20 protein-coding genes are annotated in these 20,540 nt (G+C 61.8%); 14 read left to right on the top strand and 6 right to left on the bottom strand.

Going from position 1 to position 20,540, the window contains the following annotated elements; all coding sequences use genetic code 11:
* Positions 1-11 precede the first annotated feature (11 nt).
* Both ACR0IR_RS13165 and ACR0IR_RS13170 read left to right on the top strand, forming a co-directional pair.
* On the top strand, positions 12-2,915 hold the full coding sequence (locus tag ACR0IR_RS13165) for a DNA translocase FtsK (RefSeq protein WP_170364263.1): 2,904 nt from the start codon (positions 12-14) through the stop codon (positions 2,913-2,915).
* 39 nt (positions 2,916-2,954) lie between these two features.
* A complete protein-coding gene (locus tag ACR0IR_RS13170; RefSeq protein ID WP_170364265.1) occupies positions 2,955-3,551 on the top strand; it encodes a LolA family protein in 597 nt (198 codons plus the stop codon).
* Between the two features lie 12 nt (positions 3,552-3,563).
* On the opposite strand, the gene ACR0IR_RS13175 is transcribed toward ACR0IR_RS13170, so the two are convergent.
* Positions 3,564-4,145, bottom strand: coding sequence for a transglycosylase SLT domain-containing protein (locus tag ACR0IR_RS13175; protein WP_093964271.1), 582 nt, complete (start codon positions 4,143-4,145; stop codon positions 3,564-3,566).
* Positions 4,146-4,332: 187 nt separating this feature from the next.
* Between ACR0IR_RS13175 and hspQ the strand changes: the two genes are divergently transcribed.
* Positions 4,333-4,659, top strand: a complete 327-nt coding sequence (gene hspQ, locus ACR0IR_RS13180; RefSeq protein WP_170341320.1) for a heat shock protein HspQ — start codon at positions 4,333-4,335, stop codon at positions 4,657-4,659.
* 24 nt (positions 4,660-4,683) lie between these two features.
* On the opposite strand, the gene ACR0IR_RS13185 is transcribed toward hspQ, so the two are convergent.
* The 3 genes from ACR0IR_RS13185 to ACR0IR_RS13195 form a co-directional block, all read right to left on the bottom strand.
* Complete coding sequence (locus tag ACR0IR_RS13185; protein WP_170364268.1) at positions 4,684-6,261, bottom strand: gamma-glutamyltransferase family protein; 1,578 nt, start codon at positions 6,259-6,261, stop codon at positions 4,684-4,686.
* Between the two features lie 188 nt (positions 6,262-6,449).
* Complete coding sequence (locus ACR0IR_RS13190; RefSeq protein WP_170364269.1) at positions 6,450-6,911, bottom strand: ATP-binding protein; 462 nt, start codon at positions 6,909-6,911, stop codon at positions 6,450-6,452.
* 20 nt (positions 6,912-6,931) lie between these two features.
* Positions 6,932-7,270 carry an STAS domain-containing protein gene (locus ACR0IR_RS13195; RefSeq protein WP_170364271.1) on the bottom strand — a complete coding sequence of 113 codons (339 nt, stop codon included), beginning with the start codon at positions 7,268-7,270 and terminating at the stop codon, positions 6,932-6,934.
* Between the two features lie 100 nt (positions 7,271-7,370).
* Between ACR0IR_RS13195 and ACR0IR_RS13200 the strand changes: the two genes are divergently transcribed.
* Together ACR0IR_RS13200 and ACR0IR_RS13205 are read left to right on the top strand one after the other, a co-directional pair.
* The gene (locus tag ACR0IR_RS13200; protein WP_170341327.1) at positions 7,371-8,543 is read left to right on the top strand and encodes an acetyl-CoA C-acyltransferase; all 1,173 of its coding nucleotides are present in this window, start codon (positions 7,371-7,373) and stop codon (positions 8,541-8,543) included.
* Positions 8,544-8,616: 73 nt separating this feature from the next.
* Positions 8,617-9,072 (top strand): GAF domain-containing protein, encoded by a 456-nt coding sequence (locus ACR0IR_RS13205; RefSeq protein WP_093964276.1) that lies wholly within the window; start codon positions 8,617-8,619, stop codon positions 9,070-9,072.
* 5 nt (positions 9,073-9,077) lie between these two features.
* Here the strand turns inward: ACR0IR_RS13205 and ACR0IR_RS13210 are convergent, their stop codons facing one another.
* Together ACR0IR_RS13210 and ACR0IR_RS13215 are read right to left on the bottom strand one after the other, a co-directional pair.
* Positions 9,078-9,974, bottom strand: a complete 897-nt coding sequence (locus ACR0IR_RS13210; RefSeq protein ID WP_170341329.1) for a cation diffusion facilitator family transporter — start codon at positions 9,972-9,974, stop codon at positions 9,078-9,080.
* A gap of 38 nt (positions 9,975-10,012) precedes the next feature.
* Complete coding sequence (locus ACR0IR_RS13215; protein ID WP_170364273.1) at positions 10,013-10,285, bottom strand: DUF1294 domain-containing protein; 273 nt, start codon at positions 10,283-10,285, stop codon at positions 10,013-10,015.
* Positions 10,286-10,399: 114 nt separating this feature from the next.
* Between ACR0IR_RS13215 and ACR0IR_RS13220 the strand changes: the two genes are divergently transcribed.
* From ACR0IR_RS13220 to ACR0IR_RS13260, 9 genes are all read left to right on the top strand, one after another.
* The gene (locus ACR0IR_RS13220; protein WP_170364275.1) at positions 10,400-10,969 is read left to right on the top strand and encodes a helix-turn-helix domain-containing protein; all 570 of its coding nucleotides are present in this window, start codon (positions 10,400-10,402) and stop codon (positions 10,967-10,969) included.
* Positions 10,969-11,592 (top strand): LysE family translocator, encoded by a 624-nt coding sequence (locus tag ACR0IR_RS13225; protein ID WP_170364277.1) that lies wholly within the window; start codon positions 10,969-10,971, stop codon positions 11,590-11,592. The genes ACR0IR_RS13220 and ACR0IR_RS13225 overlap by 1 nt, the downstream gene beginning before the upstream one ends.
* A 4-nt stretch (positions 11,593-11,596) precedes the next feature.
* On the top strand, positions 11,597-11,977 hold the full coding sequence (locus ACR0IR_RS13230; protein ID WP_170364279.1) for a GFA family protein: 381 nt from the start codon (positions 11,597-11,599) through the stop codon (positions 11,975-11,977).
* Positions 11,978-11,992: 15 nt separating this feature from the next.
* A complete protein-coding gene (locus tag ACR0IR_RS13235; RefSeq protein ID WP_170364281.1) occupies positions 11,993-14,440 on the top strand; it encodes a GcvT family protein in 2,448 nt (815 codons plus the stop codon).
* A 15-nt stretch (positions 14,441-14,455) separates the two neighbouring features.
* A complete protein-coding gene (locus ACR0IR_RS13240) occupies positions 14,456-14,932 on the top strand; it encodes a cupin domain-containing protein (RefSeq protein ID WP_093964282.1) in 477 nt (158 codons plus the stop codon).
* Positions 14,933-14,944: 12 nt separating this feature from the next.
* On the top strand, positions 14,945-15,997 hold the full coding sequence (locus ACR0IR_RS13245; RefSeq protein WP_170364283.1) for an alcohol dehydrogenase family protein: 1,053 nt from the start codon (positions 14,945-14,947) through the stop codon (positions 15,995-15,997).
* 12 nt (positions 15,998-16,009) lie between these two features.
* Complete coding sequence (locus ACR0IR_RS13250; RefSeq protein ID WP_170364285.1) at positions 16,010-16,903, top strand: homocysteine S-methyltransferase family protein; 894 nt, start codon at positions 16,010-16,012, stop codon at positions 16,901-16,903.
* A gap of 9 nt (positions 16,904-16,912) precedes the next feature.
* Positions 16,913-17,896 (top strand): GlxA family transcriptional regulator, encoded by a 984-nt coding sequence (locus ACR0IR_RS13255; protein WP_170342312.1) that lies wholly within the window; start codon positions 16,913-16,915, stop codon positions 17,894-17,896.
* 87 nt (positions 17,897-17,983) lie between these two features.
* Entirely contained in the window at positions 17,984-20,437 is a 2,454-nt protein-coding gene (locus ACR0IR_RS13260) for a GcvT family protein (RefSeq protein WP_170364287.1), read from the top strand.
* Positions 20,438-20,540: the final 103 nt, after the last annotated feature.

Below are 20,540 nucleotides of genomic sequence, written 5' to 3' on the forward strand. Positions count from 1 at the left end.
TACGAGGGCACATGGCATCTTACAACGCGCGCAACCGCGACCCATTGTTGGACAGCACCACCCAGGCCGCGATCGAGCGGCGCAGCAAGGAACTGATCGGGATCGCCCTGATCCTGGCCGGTCTGGCCGCCGCGGCGATGATCTGGTCCTACACGCCGGATGATCCGAACTGGATGGTCTCGACCGACGCGCCGGTGCAGAACTGGCTGGGCCGGTTCGGCGCTTCGATCGCCGCGCCGTTGTTCATGATCGTGGGCTGGGGCAGCTTTGGCATCGCGCTGGTGCTGGTCGGCTGGGGCGTGCGCTTTGCCGGCCATTTCGGCGAGGATCGCGCCGTGGCCCGCTTGATTTTCGCGCCGATCTGGATCGCCGTGCTCTCAGTCTATGCCGCAACCCTGGTGCCCGGCGCCGAATGGCGCGCGACGCACAGCTTTGGTCTGGGCGGTCTGTTCGGCGATACGGTGATGGGGGCGCTGCTGACGCTGTTGCCGATCTCGTCGCATTTCATGGTCAAGCTGATGTCGCTGGCCATGGCGGCCGGCATGCTGGCATTGGGCGTCTTTGTGCTGGGCTTCACCAAATCGGACGTCCGGCGCGGGTTCCGGGCTTTCCTGCTGGGTCTGGTGATGGCCTATGACATGCTGATGACCGCGCTGGGGCAGGGGGCTTCGGCCACGGCCCGTGCCGCGCAGGCGCGCCGGGAAAAGTGGCAGGAACGCAAGGCAACCCAGGCCGCCGGTGCCGAATTCGAGGATGAACTGGCCTATGCCGATCCGGTCTTTGAAGAGCCTGAGATCGCAGCCCCCGAGCCCGTCAAAACGGGCCTGCTTGCGCGCATGCCTGGCCTGATCCGCCGCCCCGAGCCGATGCCCGAACCCGAACTGGTCGATCCGGAACCCGTTACCGGATATGACGAGATGCCGGGCGAGGACCGGATCCGCTCGAAGATCTCCGCGGTGATCCAGAACCGCAAGGTCGCCACCGGTGAAATCGCGCCCGAGCCCGATCCGAACCGCCCGCTGACCAAGGGGCGCGGCCGTGGTCCCGACCCGCTGATCCTGAATGCGCCGCGAGCGGGCAACCTTCCGCCCGAACCTCCGCTGACTGCTGCCGGGCTTCCGCCCGAGCCGCCGTTGACAGGGCACCCGGCGCAGCCTTCTAGGGAAATGGAGACGTTCGCGGAAAACCCGCTTTCGACATATGCGCCTGAGGATATCGACGACGATCAGGTGTTCGAGGATTCAGAGGACCCAATCGCCGAGGCGCGCCCGGCCATGAAGATCCCGGTTGCCGAACCGCGCAAGCCAGTTGTCGCGCAGCCAGTCCGGCGCAACGTCCTGCCGTCGCGACGGGCTCAGGCCGAAGCTCAGCCCAGCCTGTCTTTCGAAGAGCGGCACACGGATTTCGAACTGCCACCGCTAAACCTGCTGACGAACCCGTCGGGTATTCAGCGTCATCACCTCAGCGACGAAGCGCTGGAGGAAAACGCGCGGATGCTGGAGAACGTGCTGGATGATTATGGTGTCAAAGGCGAGATCGTCAGTGTCCGCCCCGGCCCTGTCGTCACGATGTACGAGTTGGAACCCGCGCCGGGCCTGAAGGCCAGCCGCGTCATCGGCCTGGCAGATGACATCGCCCGGTCGATGTCGGCGCTGTCGGCGCGTGTCTCGACCCTGCCCGGACGTTCGGTCATCGGCATCGAACTGCCCAACGAGAACCGCGAGATGGTAGTCCTGCGCGAAATCCTGGCAAGCCGCGATTTCGGCGACGGCACCCATGCGCTACCGCTGGCGCTGGGCAAGGATATCGGCGGAGACTCGGTCGTGGCCAACCTGGCCAAGATGCCTCACCTGCTGATCGCCGGGACGACCGGTTCGGGCAAGTCGGTGGCGATCAACACGATGATCCTGTCGCTGCTCTACAAGCTGACACCGGACGAATGCCGCCTGATCATGATCGACCCCAAGATGCTGGAGCTTTCCGTCTATGACGGCATCCCGCACCTGCTGTCGCCGGTCGTGACCGACCCGAAAAAGGCGGTGGTTGCCCTGAAATGGGTCGTCGGCGAGATGGAGGACCGCTATCGCAAGATGTCCAAGATGGGCGTGCGCAACATTGCCGGCTACAACGGCCGGGTGAAGGACGCGCTGTCCAAGGGCGAATTGTTCAGCCGCACGGTCCAGACCGGGTTCGATGACGAAACCGGAGAACCCGTTTTCGAGACCGAGGAATTCGAACCCAAGGCCATGCCCTATATCGTCGTTATCGTCGACGAGATGGCCGACCTGATGATGGTGGCCGGCAAGGAGATCGAAGCCTGCATCCAACGCCTGGCGCAGATGGCGCGGGCTTCGGGCATCCACCTGATCATGGCTACGCAGCGGCCCTCGGTGGACGTCATCACCGGTACGATCAAGGCCAACTTCCCGACCCGGATCTCGTTCCAGGTGACGTCGAAAGTCGACAGCCGGACCATCCTGGGAGAGATGGGGGCCGAACAGCTGCTGGGGCAGGGCGACATGCTGTACATGGCCGGCGGCGCCAAGATCACCCGCTGCCACGGGCCGTTCGTGTCGGATGAAGAGGTCGAGGAGGTCGTGAACCACCTCAAGCAGTATGGCCCGCCCGACTATGTCGGCAGCGTGCTGGACGGCCCGTCCGAGGACAAGGCCGACAATATCGACGCGGTTCTGGGGCTGAACACCGGCGGTAACACCAATGGTGAGGATGCCCTGTACGATCAGGCGGTTGCCATCGTGATCAAGGATCGCAAGTGTTCTACCTCGTACATCCAGCGGAAACTTGCCATCGGCTACAACAAGGCTGCACGGCTGGTCGAGCAGATGGAGGACGAAGGCGTTGTTTCGGCAGCAAATCACGTGGGCAAACGCGAAATCCTCGTCCCGGAACAGTAGGATATTTAATAACAAGGGCTGAGCGCATATCTGTGTGTCATGAAACAGATTGCCTTTGCCCTTGCCCTTGCTTTGACTGCCCCTGCAGCCTGGGCCGCCGACAAGCTGCCCTTGTCGCAGATCTCGAACTATCTGAACGGACTGAAGGCCGTTCAGACGACGTTTACCCAAGTCAACGATGACGGATCGCTGAGTACCGGCAAGCTGTGGCTGCAGCGCCCCGGCAAGATGCGGTTCGAATACGATCCGCCCAACAGCGCGGTGGTGCTGGCCAATGCCGGCACCGTGATGGTGTTCGACCCCAAATCGAACCAGCCGCCCGAGCAGTACCCGTTGAAGCGCACACCGCTGTCGCTGGTTCTGGCGCGCAACGTGAACCTGTCGCAGGCCAACATGGTAGTCGGCCACACATTTGATGGCACAGCCACGGTCGTCACCGCGCAGGACCCGAAAAACCCCGAGTCCGGGCGGATCGAGCTGATGTTCACGGCAAATCCGATCGAGTTGAGGAAATGGGTCATCTACGACAACGCCGGGGGTCAAACCACGGTGCTGCTGGGTCCCCTCGACGAAGATGTCAGAATCGACAGCGGCCTGTTTTCGAACAAGGCGCGGCGCGGGTCAGAGAGTCGCTGACCCGCGGCTCTTTCAGTAGCGGCAGCTGGACAGCTGCGCCTGGTACATCTGCGCACGTGCGTCCACGTCATTGGCCACGTTCAATAGCCAGGTCTTGCCGTAGTGGCTGCCGCGTGCGTAACCCGCGCGACCTTCGTGATACGCCAGATACTGGTTCCGCGTGTCGCTGGTCGAGATTCCGATCTTCTGGCTGCTTTTGTTCATGTACCAACCGACGAAATCTGACGCGTCACGAATGCGGTCACGCTTGGCGCGCCGCTTCCCGGTTTCGCGCTGGTACTCTTCCCAGGTTCCGTCCAGGGCCTGGCTGAAGCCATAGGCGCTGCTCTGACGGCCCATCGGAATTACTCCCAGAACATATTTGTGGGGCGTCCGCGCGTCGTGACGATAGCGGCTTTCTTGGTAGATGGTTGCCATCTGGACATGAACCGGAACACCCCATTTGCGTTCCGTGCTTTTGAATGCCTTGATCATGTCCGGCCGCTCGCGTGCGATGGCGCAAGCGTCATTGAGGTTGCTGGGCGGACGCTGTGCGCCGCCCCCACAGGATGCCAAAAACAGCACCCCGAAGAGTACGAGAAGTTTTCTGCTCATGTGCCTCGTGCCTTTTTTCTTTATTCTAGCGCAGATTGCAGGCCGAGGAAATCACAATCGTATAAGAAACCCTGCAGCAGGCCGACGACTGTCAGGCATAGGTTCACAGACTGTTTCCGCGAATTTCAGATCAATGATTGGCAATTGCCGGCGGAAAGGTTTAGTAAGTGCCTTGGGGGCTGAAACAATGCTGAAGACACATGCAAAGTACCGCCTGGGCCAGGTGGTTCGTCACAAGAAACATCCCTTCCGAGGGGTGATTTTTGACGTGGATCCGGAATTTGCGAACACCGAGGAATGGTACGAGGCAATTCCCGAAGACAGCCGCCCGATCAAGGATCAGCCGTTCTACCATTTGCTGGCCGAGAACGATCAATCCTTCTATGTGGCTTATGTATCAGAGCAAAATCTGATTGCCGACCAGTCTGGCGAACCTGTTGATCATCCTGATATTCCCAACATGTTCGGGCCGTTTCAGGACGGCAGCTATCCGCTGCACTTCCAACTGAACTGATACGGTGTTGACGCCGTTGCGGCGTCAGTAACCCAAAGCGCAACCGTCCTTTCGGGGGTCGCTGGCGCCCTCCAATACTCCGCTTTGACGGATTCGGATCGCCTGGGCGCCGCCCAGAGGCGTTTCCGTTTCGACGACATTGTGCCCCATTTCCGACAATTGTTGCGCGATCCTGCGATCGAAACTGGGTTCGATCTTCAAGATCGAACCGTCGGCAAAAGCGCGGGGTGCGTCGACGGCGTGCTGCAGCCCCAAGTCGAAATCCAGAAGGTTGGAAACCAGGCGCGCGTGGCCTGTCGGCTGATAGGCCCCGCCCATCACGCCGAACGGCATAGCTATCTGACCGTTTTGCTTCAGTATCGCGGGAATGATCGTGTGCATAGGGCGCTTGCCGCCGCCCAGCTCGTTCGGATGTCCCGGTTCAAGGTTGAAACCACATCCGCGGTTCTGCAGGAGAATGCCAAACTTTTCCGAGGCGATGCCCGATCCGAAGCTGTGGAAGATGGAGTAGATCAGAGAAACAGCCATACGATCCCGGTCGACGACCGTGACATAAACCGTGTCCTTGTGCACCGCTTCGGTCAGCGGGGCGGCGGCGGTCATGGCGCGCCGGGGATCGATTAGCCCTGCCAGCTTTGCCGCCGTTTCCGGCGCCAGAAAATGTTCCATGCGCGACGTATGATCCGGGTCGGCGATGAACCGGTTGCGTGCATCGTAGGCCAGCTTGGTCGCCTCGGCTTCGATATGCGCCCGTTCGGCGCCCCACGGGTCCATGCCTGCAATGTCGAAATGCTTGAGGATGTTGAGAAGCAGGATCGCAGTCGCGCCTTGTCCGTTCGGCGGATGTTCCAGCAGTTCAGCGTTGCGGTAGTCACCTCCGACCGGTGAGGCTTCGATGAACTTTGTGTCGTGAAAGTCCGTGGCCGAATGAACACCGCCTCGGGAATTCAACGCGGCCAGCATGTCATCGGCGATTTCGCCCTCGTAAAAGGCGTCACGCCCCCTTCGGGCCACGCGACGCAGGACTTCTGCCTGACCCGGAGCGCGAAACACCTGACCTGTCGTTGGGGCGCGGCCGTCGATCAGATAGTGATCCCGGGCTGCGCCCTGCAGCGTTTCGGCCCCGATCGACCAGTCATGCGCGACGCGAGGTGCAACCGGAACGCCCGTTTCGGCATAGTGAATTGCAGGTTGAAGAAGGGCCTCGATCCCCAATCGACCCTCGGCCTCTGACAGGTGGCAGAATGCGTCAACAGCCCCGGGGATCGTCACCGCTTCGGGGCCGTCAAGTGGCACCGCAGCCAACCCACGGGCCCGCAGATCTTCGGCCGAGGCGCCAGCGGGCGCCCGCCCGGATCCGTTCAGCGCGCGCACCTTCGTTTCGCCAGCGCGATTGTAAAGAACGAAACAGTCGCCACCCAGACCTGTCATCTGCGGTTCGCAGATGCCCAGAAGTACGCCCGCGGCAATGGCGGCGTCCATTGCGTTTCCGCCGCGGCCCAGAATATCCAGCGCCACCTTTGCAGCCAGCGGATGCGAGGTTGCGCACATCCCTTCGGTCGACAAAACCTCGGAACGGCCGGGGGCGTGGAAATCGCGCATGGAATGGGTCTCCTCCTGAACGCGTCGACACTAGGGTGCCGTTGGCTGATGTCCAGTCATTTCAAGGAGAAGGTCCTCGGCGCCGTTCACTGGGTGGGGGCTGTGACACATGGCGCCGAGGGAAGCTATCTGAGCTACCCCTTGTTTCTGCCGGTCGTTTGCGGCGCGACAATGGTCCGATATGGGCGTTATTGTGGCCGATCCGCTTTTTTTGTGCGCTCAAACCGCAAGAATAGCAGGTTCTGGCCGTTTCTGCGGTCATACCGCACCTCGTCGGCCAATGTGCGGATCAGGAACCAACCGAATCCACCTTCGGGCAGATTTGAAGTATCGGTTTCCACGCTGGCAGGAATGCCATCAGGCATCTTCAAGCCGGGCAAGGGGTGCCCAGTGTCAGTGATCTGGACCTCCAGGAAATCTTTGGAATCCAGCACGGAAACCCGGACCATTCCGGGCGCGCACTCTGCGTAGGCGTGTTCGACAACATTGTTGATCGCCTCGGCCAACACGATCTTGATGTCCGCAGTCTTTTGCCCCGGCAAACCGAAATTTGACAGCCCCGCGTGCAGCGAAGCGATGGCGCGGCTGGCCTCGGCTTCGACGGCAGGGAACGCCACTTCGAGTCGGCCGTCTTCGCAGTTGACTGTCACGCCATTTGCCTCCTGGCGCTTCACTCCAACTCGGAGGCCAGCGCGCCATCTAAGTTGGGATGCAGTTTGAAAACCGTATCCATCCGTGTCAGCCGAAAAACCTTTGCCACGACAGGCTGCAATCCCGCCAGCTCCAGCCTGCGCCCATTTCCAAGTTGCTTCATGGACGCCACGATCGCGCCCAATCCACTGGAGTCTATGAACTCGACCGCAGACAGATCCAGGATGATCCGACCGGCACCATCTGCGGTTTGGGTCCGCATGTCTTCCTTGAACTGTATCGCCATGGCGGCGTCGATGCGGGCGGCGTCGACTGTGATGATCTGCGTCTCGCCTGTCGTTTTGCTGCTCAGTGCCAAGTGACTTCCCTCGGATTCCGTCGATCGATCGTAGAAATACGCTAGACGGCATTTCTTACCATTCGGTATCCAAGCACTCGACAAAAGGAGGAGTCGTCACATGAAAGAGGTTGTGATCGCTGGTGCGGCCCGGACGCCGATGGGCGGGTTTCAAGGAATGTTCGACGGCGTGCCTGCGGCGGAACTGGGTGGCGTCGCCATTCGTGCGGCGCTGGAAAACGCCAAGACGCAGACGGTCGACGAGGTTTTGATGGGCTGCGTTCTGCCGGCCGGTCAGGGGCAGGCTCCGGCGCGGCAGGCAGGGTTCGCGGCAGGTCTGGGTGAAGAGGTACCTGCGACCACACTGAACAAGATGTGCGGGTCGGGCATGAAGGCGGCAATGATGGCGTTCGATCAGATCGCGCTTGGCCATGCAGACTCGATGGTTGCGGGTGGAATGGAAAGCATGACGAATGCGCCCTACTTGCTGCCCAAGATGCGCGGCGGGGCGCGTATCGGTCACGGCCAGGTGGTGGATCACATGTTCCTGGACGGGCTGGAGGATGCCTATGACAAGGGCCGCCTGATGGGCACTTTTGCTGAAGACTGCGCCGAGGCTTATCAATTCACCCGAGAGGCGCAGGACGAATACGCGTTGAAGTCGCTGTCGAATGCGCTCGAAGCGCAGGCCAGCGGGGCCTTCTCGGACGAGATCGCAGCCGTCACGGTCCGAAGCCGCAAAGGTGAAATCATTCAGGATTCGGATGAGCAGCCCAAATCGGCGCGGCCGGAAAAGATACCGACGCTGAAGCCGGCATTCCGCAAGGATGGCACGGTGACGGCGGCCAATTCCTCGTCAATCTCGGATGGCGCGGCGGCGCTGGTTCTTGCCGCGGCTGACACGGCTGAAGCGCGCGGCCTGAATGTCCGTGCCCGCATCCTGGGCCACGCGAGCCACGCCCAGGCGCCCGGCCTTTTCACGACGGCTCCGGTCCCGGCCGCGCAGAAGCTGCTGGAACGGATCGGTTGGAGCAAGGACGACGTGGACCTGTGGGAAGTGAACGAGGCTTTTGCCGTTGTTCCGATGGCCTTCATGCATGAAATGGGCCTGCCGCGCGACAAGGTCAACGTCAACGGAGGCGCCTGCGCCCTTGGTCATCCGATCGGTGCCTCAGGTGCACGCATCATGGTGACGCTTCTAAATGCACTCGAGAAGCGTGGCCTGAAGCGCGGAGTGGCCGCGATCTGCATCGGAGGCGGCGAAGGCACTGCAATCGCGATCGAGCGGGTTTGACGCTTTGGCATTTTGCCATTAGCTGAACCGGGCCGCAGAGGTTGCGGCCCGGTTGCACTTTGGAAATGACCCCATGAAAGCTGACTACGCGCTCTTGTCCAAAACCATCGAAGCCCTGACGGAAGGTGAAACTGACCAGGTCGCTCTGATGGCCACCGTCGCCTGCGAGGTGCATCACAGCGACGACCGCTTTGACTGGACAGGGTTTTACCGTGTGACCGAGCCGGAGTTGTTGAAGATCGGACCCTATCAAGGCGGGCATGGGTGTTTGGTCATTCCGTTCTCGCGCGGGGTCTGCGGGGCAGCAGCGCGGACCGGAGAGGTTCAGCTGGTCCCGGATGTGGATGCGTTTGAGGGGCACATTGCCTGTGCCTCGTCGACCCGGTCCGAACTGGTTCTGCCGGTGCGGGATTCTGCGGGGCAGGTCATCGGGGTCTTTGATATCGACAGCGATCAGCCCGATGCGTTCGAGCAGGCCGATGCCGAAGGGCTGTCGCGTATCCTCGCGCAGGTTTTCGGGCGTCTGTAGAACCTTTATTCCGGTTCGATCCCCGAGGCTTTGAGCTGAGAGTCCGGCTCCACGTGAATGATGGTCCGGGCCTCGGGCAGCTTTTCCGCGATTGCATCTTCGATCGCGTCGCAGATGTCGTGGGCGTCTCCGACTGTCATGTTGCGATCGACGACTAGGTGAAATTCGATGAACACGGCTTTGCCGGCCCGACGTGTGCGCAGATCGTGGATCTGCAAGGCTCCCTGAGACGAGTTCCGAACGGCGGCTTCGATGATGTCCGTGTCCTCGGTGTGGGCCGCGGAATCCATCAGATCTCCGGCCGAATGGAAAATGACCTTCCAGCCTTCGCGCAGAATATTTGCGGCCACCAGAATGGCCAGCAGCGGGTCAAGAACGGCCCAGCCTGTCAGCAATACGAGGATCAGTCCCAACAAGACCCCGGCCGAAGTCCAGACGTCGGTCATCAGGTGGCGTCCATTGGCCGTCATGGCCGGCGAGCGCCGTTTCTGACCCGCCGAGATCAGCACGCGTGCCCAGACCAGGTTCAGGACCATGGCCGCGGCGTTCACTGCCAGTCCGATCGGCCCGAGTTGGTCCAGGTGTGGGGCGAACAAGGCGCCCCAGGCTTCCTGAATGATCAGGATTGCGGCGAGAACGATCAGGGTCCCCTCGGCGATGGCCGAGAAGTTCTCGGCCTTGTGATGTCCGAAAGGGTGATTGCTGTCGGCAGGACGTTCCGCCATCCGAATGGCAAACCACGCCAGCAGCGCGCCAACCACGTTGACCAAAGACTCCATTGCGTCGGAATACAGTGCGACCGACCCGGTCAAATGCCATGCCAGGACCTTGAGCAGCAGCACCAGCAGGGACACCGCCACTGACCCGATGGCCAGCGCCTGGGACGAAGTTCTGTCAATCATGTGCAACCATTGCCCGATCGCACTGCCAATTGCCAGTTTCAAACAGAACTGTAGGTGAGGAACAGGTAGATCGCGCCCGCCTGCAGAGCCGCAATGGCACACAGCAGAGTCGTCAGCCGCTTTTTTCGGGTCTTGTGCCCGAATATCCAGCGACCCAACAAAGCTGCGGGGCTGCCGCCCAACAGCGCCAGTCGCAAAAGCCACTTCTCCGGGACACGCCGCCTGCGTCGGATCGCCCGCAGCTTGTCCCAGCCGAACACCAGAAAAGTCAACGCGTTGATGGCCCAGAAATACAGAATGACGATCCACATTCCGCAGCCATAGCGTGGAAGGATCAGGACCGGTAGTGAAAAATCCCTTGGAATTTTCACCGATTCGGGACATCGTGAAAAATGTGACGTAAATTTCATGAATCGGGGGGGAGCGTGAACGATCAGGCCCATATCGCTGCGACGCTGGGGGCGGACATTCGCGCGCTGCGCAAGGCGCGCGGGCTGACGCTGACCGATATCGCTTCGCGGTTGGACCGGTCGGTGGGCTGGCTCAGCCAGGTCGAGCGCGATTTGTCCGCTCCGTCGATCTCGGATCTGCGCCTGATCGCGGAATGCCTGGGCGTGCCGATGTCGATGCTGTTCGCCCATACCGGCGTTCTGGCCGAGGAACAGGGCTATGTGGTGCGCGCGGGTTCGCGCCGGCCGATGGGGTCGGGCGAGGAAGGGCTGATCGAGGAATTACTGTCGCCTGACCTGACCGATGATTTCGAGATGGTGCATTCCACTTTTGAGCCCCAGTCCCGAATGCAGACCCCGGCCAACCGTCCGACGCAGGAGGTTGGATACATGATCTCGGGCCGTCTCGACCTTACGATCGGAGGCCGAAATTTCACCGTCGGCGTCGGGGACAGCTTTCGGATCAAGCACGAACCCTATCAATGGGCGAACCCATACGACGAACCCGCCGTGGCTGTCTGGGTGATCGCTCCGCCGGTGTACTGATGAGCTTTGAGGCCTGGACCATATTCGCGCTGTTCTGGGTGGTGTTCGTGACCACGCCGGGTCCGAATGCGGTGAATTGCATCTCGAACGGGATGAGCCTGCCATTTCCCAAGGCAATGCTTGGGGTTCTGGCGATCCTGACCCAGGCCAGCGCCTTTCTGATCCTGTCGGCTCTGGGGGTGACAGCCCTGATCGCGGCCTCGCCAACCGGGTTTTTCGTGGCTAAACTGATCGGGGCGGGGTTCCTGATCTGGATGGGACTCCGGGGGTGGATGAACGCCGCGCGTCCCGCGCCGGCCAGCCAGCGCCCGGCCCGCCATGTCTATCTCCATGCCTTGGCCGTCGCCACGATCAATCCGAAGAGCGTCGCAGGTTACCTGGCCGCGTTTTCCCAGTTCGTGCAGCCTGATGTGCCGATCTGGCAGCAAATTGCGATCATCATGCCGACGGCGCTGATCATCACGACGCTCAGCTACACCGGGTTCACACTGTTGGGTGCGGTGATGGGGCGGGCGGCGCTGGGTGCAGTGTTCAACGTCTGGGTGCGCCGCATCATGGCTACCTGTTTCATCATCTATGGCGTCCTGCTGGGAACCAGCGCGGCACCTGCAGGAAGGGGATAGAGCCATGCATACAGGATCGTGCCTTTGCGGTTCGGTGGCCTTCACGATCAACGGAGAGCTGTCACCGCCCTCGGCCTGCCACTGCGGGCAATGCCGGCGGCAGTCAGGGCATTATTGGGCCTCGACCGCGACCCACCAGGACAACCTGACCCTGAACAGCAGTGATACGCTGGGATGGTTTCAGGCTTCGGACACGGCTCGGCGTGGTTTCTGCAAGGCTTGCGGAAGCTTTCTGTTCTGGCAGCACAAGGACGAAGACACGATTTCGGTTTCGATGGGGGCTCTGGACCAGCCCACTCAGTTGAAACTGGCTCGCCACATCTTCGTGGCGGACAAGGGCGACTACTACGACATCACGGATGAACTGCCCCAAAGGGCACAATGACAGGGATCTAGAAACATGAGCGATTTTCCGACCAAGGCCCGCGTGGTCATCATCGGTGGCGGCGTCGTAGGGGCGTCCTCGCTGTACCATTTGGCCAAAAAGGGCTGGACCGACTGCGTTCTGCTGGAAAAGAACGAGCTGACCGCAGGGTCAACCTGGCACGCGGCCGGCAACGTGCCGACCTTCTCGACCTCGTGGGCGATCATGAACATGCAGCGCTATTCGACCGAGCTGTATTCGCGCCTTGGCGAAGAGGTCGACTACCCGATGAACTACCACGTGTCCGGCTCGATCCGCCTGGCGCACAGCAAAGAGCGGATGCAGGAGTTCCAGCGGGCCATGTCGATGGGCCGCTACCAGGGGATCCCGATGGAAATGTGGACGCCGGAGCAGGCCAAGGAACGCTACCCGTTCCTGGAAACTCATGATCTTGAGGGCGTTCTGTATGACCCGACCGATGGGGACATCGACCCTGCGCAGCTGACCCAGGCGCTGGCCAAGGGCGCACGCGACATGGGGCAAAAGATCATCCGGTTCTGCCCGGCCACCGGTGTGACCCAGCATGACGACGGCACCTGGACTGTCCACACCGAAAAGGGCGACATCGACTGCGACTATGTCGTCAACGCGGCCGGTTACTACGCGCAGCGCGTGGGCGAATGGTTCAAACCCTTTGGCGGCCGCACCGTGCCCGCGATGGTCATGAGCCACCAGTATCTGCTGACTGACGAGATCCCCGAGGTCGAAGCCTGGTCCAAGGAAAACGGCGGCAAGCTGCCGCTGCTGCGCGACGTGGATATCTCCTACTACCTGCGACAGGAAAAGCACGGCTTCAACCTTGGCCCATACGAGCCCAATTGCAAGGGCCACTGGATGACCGAGGACGACCCGATGCCCGAGGATTTCAGCTTTCAGCTTTGGAACGACGATCTGGACCGGATCGAGGACATCGTCACTGACGCGATGGAGCGTGTGCCTCTGATGGCGACCTCGGGCGTGGGCCGCGTGATCAACGGGCCGATCCCCTATGCGCCCGACGGCCTGCCCCTGATCGGGCCGATGCCCGGCGTCAAGAACGCCTTCGAGGCGCATACCTTCACCTTCGGCATCGCCCAGGGCGGCGGTGCAGGCAAGGTGCTGGCCGAATGGATCGTGGATGGCGCCACCGAATGGGACATGTGGGCCGTCGATCCGCGCCGCTACACCGACTACACCGATCAGGACTACTGCAACCAGAAGGGCATGGAGGTCTACGGCAACGAATACGCCATGCACTTCCCCCATCACGAATGGCCCGCCGCGCGCGACAAGAAGCTGTCGCCGGTCCACGCCAAGGTCAAGAAACTGGGCGGCGTCATGGGCGCCTACAATGGCTGGGAACGCGCCAACTGGTTCGCGCAGCCGGGGGATGACACTTCCGAGGAAAGCACCCACACCTGGGGCCGCTCGGGCCCATGGGAGCAGCGGATCAAGGAAGAATGCGAGGCCGTGCGCGACCATTGCGGCGTGCTCGACCTGCCGGGTTTCTCGCGCTTCGTCGTCAAGGGCGACGGCGCGGCCGAGGCGCTGCGCGGGCTGGTCACCGGCGGCCTGCCCAAGGTGGGGCGGATCAACCTCGTCTACATCGCCGACGATCGCGGCCGCATCCTGACCGAGATGTCCTGCATGCGCCTGGGCGAGGATGAGTTCGTGATGATCACCGCCGCCACCGCGCAATGGCACGACCGCGACATCCTGATGAACGCAATGCCCGCGGGTGTCACGGTCGAGGACGTGACCACCACCCGCGACACGCTGATCGTGACCGGTCCGAAATCGCGTGAGATCCTGTCGGGTCTGACCGATGCCGACCTCTCGCTGGGTTGGCTGACCCATCAGGCGGCCACCGTGGCCGGACAGCCCGCCCACCTGATCCGCGTGTCCTTTGCCGGTGAACTGGGTTGGGAGGTGCATGCGCTCAACGAGCACATGCCCGCGATCTATGACGCGATCCTTGCCGCCGGGGCCAAGCCGTTCGGCATGTATGCGCTGAACAGCCTGCGCATCGAAAAGGGATACCGCGCGTGGAAGGGAGATCTCAGCACCGACTACTCGCTGCTCGAAGGCGGGCTGGAGCGCTTCGTCAAGTTCGACAAGCCGCAGGATTTCCCCGGCAAGACCGCGTTGCTGGCGGAAAAGCAGCGTGGAGTGAAGAAGTCTTTCGTCACGCTGGTCGTCGAGGCCGGTGACTGCGATGCGCCTTACATGTCCTGCATCTGGCAGGGCGACCAGATCGTGGGCGAGACCACATCGGGCGCCTGGGGCTATCGTGTCGGCAAGTCCGTCGCGCTGGGTATGATCAAGGCCGATCTGGCCAACCCGGGCACCGAGCTTGAGGTGGAAATCTACGGCGAAAAGTGTCGCGCCGTGGTACAGGAGGATCAGCCGCTGTGGGATCCCGCAAACGAGCGGCTGCGCGCCTGACACAAGGAGGCCCATATGCGCCCGCGATATTCCAAGCAGGGACCCGGTGAGGGTCCCAACTATGACTGGGAGAATGACCATACCTTCGTGAAGGTTTCCGGTCAGGACACGGGCGGGGCCTATACCCTGATGGAAGACAACTTGAAGGCCAGCTTCGCGCTTGGCCTTCATCGCCACGACAGCCACGCCGAGACTTTCTATTTCCTCGAGGGCGCCGTGGATTTCTACGTCGACGGAGATTGGCACCTGTGCACGCCGGGCACCACCATGCATGTTCCGCCGGGTGTGCCGCATGCCTGCCGCGTCGCCGACAACAAACCGGCACGAATGCTCATGATCTTTCAACCCTCCGGGTTTGACGGTTTCCTTGCGGAACTGGCAACCATGACCCAGGCAGATTTTGAGGACGAGGCCAAGATGGCCGATCTGAATGCCCGCTACGACATCGTGCCGATGGGGCCGGTGCCGCCCCATCCCGACGACCAGACCTGAGAAGCCAGCGAAATGAATGCTCCAAAGACGATGTGCGGTGTCTATCTGACAGGTCACGGTGGTCCAGAAGTTCTGGAATGGCGCGAGGATATTCCGGTTCCAGTACCCGGGCCCGGGCAGGTTCTGGTCCGCGTGGTCGCGGCAGGCGTCAACAACACCGACATCAACACGCGGATCGGATGGTATTCCTCGGACGTCACCGGCGCGACGGACGCGGTTGACCAAGAGGTCGAAGCCGGCGGGTGGGGCGGCGCGCTGTCCTTTCCCCGCATTCAAGGCGGAGATATTTGCGGCATAGTCGAGCAGATCGGGCCGGGTGCCGGCGTCAAACCGGGGCAACGCGTGACCTGCCCGATCAACCTGCCGCGCCCGCGCCCGGGTAACCCGACAGGCTTCATCGCGCTTGGGTCCGAGATCGACGGGTCTTTTGCGCAATACTGCCTGCTCGAGGCGGATGACCTCTATGACGTGACCGCCTCACCGCTGTCGGACGTGGAAATCGCCGCCATCCCCTGTGCGTTTGGCACGGCCGAGAACCTGTTGACCCGCGCGGGCGTGACTGCCGGGCACAAGGTGCTGATCACCGGCGCCTCGGGCGGCGTCGGGCTGGCGGCCGTGCAATTGGCAGCCTTGCGGGGAGCAACCGTGTGGGGGGTGACCAGTGCCGCCAAGGCCGAAGTGGTACGGGCGCAGGGTGCGGCTGGTACGTTCGAGCGCGACGCGCCGCTGCCTCAGGACAGCTTTGACGTGGTGATCGACGTGGTCGGCGGCCCGGCCTTTTCCGGCCTGATCCTGGCACTGAAGCCGGGCGGCCAATATGCCGTGTCCGGGGCCATCGCCGGCCCGATCGTGCAGGCTGATCTGCGCGAAATCTACCTGCGCGACATCACGATCCACGGCTGCACTCACCAAGCCTTCGAAGTTTTTGGCCGACTGGTCGAGTTGATGAACGCGGGTCGGATCAAGCCGTTGATTTCCAAGACTTACCCGCTGCGCGAGATCGTCCAGGCGCAGACGGACTTTCAATCAAAGACCCTGCCCGGAAAGCTGGTTCTCATACCGTAAGGAGGCACCGAGATGGCAGACATCACGCTGTTGGATGGTTCGATCGGTCAAGAGCTGGTCAAACGTCGTGGCGAACAGCCAACCGCCTTGTGGTCAACCCGCGTAATGATCGACGAGCCGGGGTTGGTCGGAGACATCCATCGGGATTATTTTGACCGCGGGGCAACCGTCGCGACGACAAACACCTACGCCGTGCACCGTTCTCGCCTCGTACGAGCGGGGATCGAGGACCAGCTGGAGCAACTTATTGATGCGGCTCTGACACAGGCCGAACTGGCGCGCTATGGGCGGGCGGGGCGTATCGCCGGTGCGCTGGGCCCCTTGCTGGCCACCTATCGCCCCGATCTGAACCCCGATCCCGACGAGGCCGCGCAGAAATTCGCGGAACTGGTGCGATTGATGCAGAACCGGGTGGACCTGTTTCTGATCGAAACCGTCTCGTCCGTGACCGAGGCCGAAGGCGCGCTGCGTGGAACTGAAGGCTGTGGCAAGCCGGTCTGGCTGGCCCTGTCGGTCATGGACGAGGACGGTACGCAGCTGAGGTCGGGCGAACCGCTGGGCGCGATCGCGCCACTGGTCGAACGCTTCGATCCCCAGGCGGTTCTGATCAATTGCACCCGACCCGAGGCGGTGCCCGCGGCGCTGGAGATCCTTGCGGAACTTGAAAAGCCCTACGGTGCCTACGCGAATGGTTTCACCCGGATTTCCGACGGCTTCCTGAAAGACGCTCCGACAGTCGACGCGCTGGAGGCGCGCCACGATCTGGACCCGTCGGCCTATGCCGTACATGCGATGAGTTGGGTTGACCAAGGGGCCACGATCATCGGTGGATGCTGCGAAGTGGGCCCTGAGCACATCGAAGCTTTGGCCAACGCCCTGCGCTCGGCCGGGCACAGGATCGTGTGAGTGGCGGGTATGGCGGAGAAACCGGACCCTGGAAAACCCGAAGGCGTCAAGGCGCAGTGGCATTTTGACATCATCACCGCGCCGGGCTTCGTTCTGCTGGAACTGGCGTCGGTGGTGGATGTGCTGCGTCTCGCCAATCGGGTTTGCCCGCACCCGCCGTTCACTTATGCCTATCGGTCGCTCAAGGGAGGGACCATCGTCAGCAGCAGCGGCGCCAGCATTCCGACCCAGCCCGTTACGCGCCAACCGGACGCCGACTATCTGTTCGTGATCGGCAACACCGACCCGGACCAGCCCGAGCTGTCGCTGGGCCGGGTTGTGTCCGACTATACCTATCGCGGTGCGCAGGTCTTTTTGCTGGCCGAGGCCGCCAGCCGATACATCGACGAACACGGAACGCCCGACATGGCAACACATTGGGAAAACGCGTCGATCTTCCGCGAACGCGGTGCCCGGTTCGAGGCTAAGCTTTCGATCGCGACCGAGCAGGGCCCGGTCGTGACCTGCGCGGGAATGGGGGCCACGGCCGATATTGCTTTGGCGGTGATCGGGCGTCACATCTCGGGGCCGGCCAAGATGACGGTGGCTGACATCATGCTGCACGAACACATCCGCGACTTTTCGTCGTTGCAGCCGTTTTCGGGCGCCAAGACGACAACGACCGGGGACGCCCGGCTGGATCAGTGCATCAAGTTGATGCAGGCCAATATCGAAGATCCGTTACCCATCAATCAACTGGTCGAAGAGCTTGGAATGTCGAACCGCTCGCTGGAGCGCAAATTCAAGACATTCTTTGGCACCACACCGAATGGGTTCTACCGGGAGATGCGGTTGGCCAAGGCCAACAACCTGCTTTTGAATACCACTATGAGCGTGCGCGAAATCGGCCTCGCCTGCGGCTTTCCCAACGGGTTCTCATCCGTCTACAAAAGCTTTTTTGGGATCACGCCATTCGCTCTGCGCCGCCAGAAACGCCAATCGGCGCTGCGGTGATTTTTGTGCTGCAGTTGACGTTTTTGATGCATTTTTTGTCGCCTGTTCGTGGCACTCTGACGCCGACTCGAGATTGGAGACTTCGGAATGGTTGATCTTCCCAGCAAGGCCCGCGTGGTGATCATCGGTGGCGGTGTGATCGGATCCTCGGTGGCCTATCACCTGACCAAGAAAGGTTGGAGCGACGTTGTTCTGCTGGAGCGCAAGCAGCTGACCAGTGGCACGACCTGGCACGCGGCTGGCCTGATCGCCCAACTGCGCGCCACCGCGAACATGACCAAACTGGCGAAATACAGCCAGGAACTCTATGGCGCGCTCGAGGAGGAAACCGGCGTCGCCACCGGCTTCAAACGCTGCGGCTCGATCACCGTGGCGCTGACGGATGAGCGTAAGGAAGAGATCTATCGCCAGGCCGCCATGGCCCGCGCCTTCGGGGTTGAGGTCGAAGAGATCTCGAACGAGCGGGTGGCCGAGCTTTATCCGCATCTGAATCTGGATGGGGTCAAGGGCGCCGTCTATCTGCCGCTGGACGGCCAGGGCGACCCGGCCAATATCGCGCTGGCGCTGGCCAAGGGTGCCCGTCAGCGCGGCGCCGTCGTCAAGGAACGGGTCAAGGTCACCGAGATCGCAAAGCAGGGCCGCAAAGTTACCGGCGTCGACTGGGTGGCGGATGATGGCAGCGCCTCGGGCCATATCGAGTGTGACATGGTGGTCAACTGCGCCGGCATGTGGGGGCATCAGGTGGGGCGCATGGCGGGCGTGAACGTTCCGCTGCATGCCTGCGAGCATTTCTACATCGTGACAGAGGGCATCGACGGCCTGACCCAGCTTCCGGTTCTGCGGGTGCCGGACGAATGCGCCTATTACAAGGAGGACGCCGGGAAAATCCTGCTGGGCGCCTTCGAGCCCAACGCCAAGCCCTGGGCGATGGACGGCATCCCCGACAGTTTCGAGTTCGACCAACTGCCCGAGGATTTCGACCATTTCGAACCGATCCTCGAGGCCGCCTGCAACCGCATGCCGATGCTGGCCGAGGCGGGCATCCATACCTTCTTCAACGGGCCGGAATCCTTCACTCCCGACGACGCCTATCACCTTGGCCTTGCGCCCGAGATGGACAATGTCTGGGTCGCCGCCGGGTTCAACTCGATCGGGATCCAGTCTGCGGGCGGCGCGGGAATGGCGCTGGCGGAATGGATGGACTCGGGTGAAAAACCCTTTGACCTGGGCGACGTAGACATCAGCCGGATGCAGCCATTCCAGGGCAACAAGCAGTATCTATTCGAGCGGTCCAAGGAAACGCTGGGCCTGCTCTATGCCGACCACTACCCCTATCGGCAAAAGGCCACGGCGCGCGGCGTGCGCCGGACGCCGTTCCACCACTACCTCAAGGAACACGGCGCCGTCTTTGGCGAGCTGGCCGGCTGGGAGCGCGCGAACTGGTTTGCCAATGAGGGGCAGGAACGCGAATACCGCTACAGCTGGAAGCGCCAGAACTGGTTCGAGAACTCGGCCGCCGAACACCGCGCAGTGCGCGAGAACGTGGGCATGTATGACATGTCCTCGTTCGGAAAAATTCGGGTCGAAGGCCCCGATGCCCAGGCTTTCATGAACTATATCGGTGGCGGCGACTACGCGGTTCCAAACGGCAAAATCGTCTACACCCAATTCTTGAACCGGCATGGCGGGATCGAGGCAGACGTGACCGTGACCCGCCTTTCCGAGACCGCCTATCTGGTCGTGACCCCGGCGGCGACGCGACTGGCCGACCAGACGTGGATGATGCGTCATTCGGGCAATTTCAATGTGGTCATCACCGATGTCACGGCCGGCGAAGGCGTTCTGGCGGTGATGGGCCCCAACGCGCGGACCTTGCTTGAAAAAGTTTCGCCCAACAACTTCTCGAACACGGCAAACCCATTCGGCACCGCGCAGGAAATCGAGATCGGAATGGGCCTGGCACGCGTTCACCGCGTGACCTATGTGGGCGAACTTGGGTGGGAGGTCTACGTGTCGTCGGATATGGCCGGCCACGTTTTCGAAACGCTGCACGAGGCTGGGCAGGACATGGGCCTGAAGCTGTGCGGCATGCACATGATGGACAGCTGCCGGATCGAAAAGGGCTTCCGTCACTTCGGCCATGACATCACCTGCGAAGATCACGTTGTGGACGCCGGTCTCGGCTTTGCCGTCAAGGTAGACAAGGGATGTGATTTCATTGGCCGAGATGCGGTGATTGCCCGCAAGGACAGCGGCCCCCACAGCCGGCTGGTGCAATTCAAGCTGACCGACCCTGAACCGCTGCTGTTCCACAACGAACCGATTATCCGCGATGGCGAATATGTGGGTTACATCAGCTCAGGAAACTATGGCCACACTTTGGGTGGCGCGATCGGCATGGGTTATGTCCCCTGCAAGGGCGAAAGCGCGGCCGACGTGCTGTCCTCGACATACGAGATTGACGTCTGTGGAGTTAAGGTCCGCGCCGAGGCGTCGTTCAAACCCATGTACGATCCGAAATCCGAACGTGTGAAGGTCTGATGGCGGGTTGGGGGCGTTGCTCCCACGCAATTGCATAGTGACGGATGGAGGTTCTTGACGAGGCCTCCATCTGGCCAAGACTTTAGCGAAAAACAATGCAGAG

The sequence above is a fragment of the Ruegeria sp. CF2 genome (assembly GCF_056537385.1).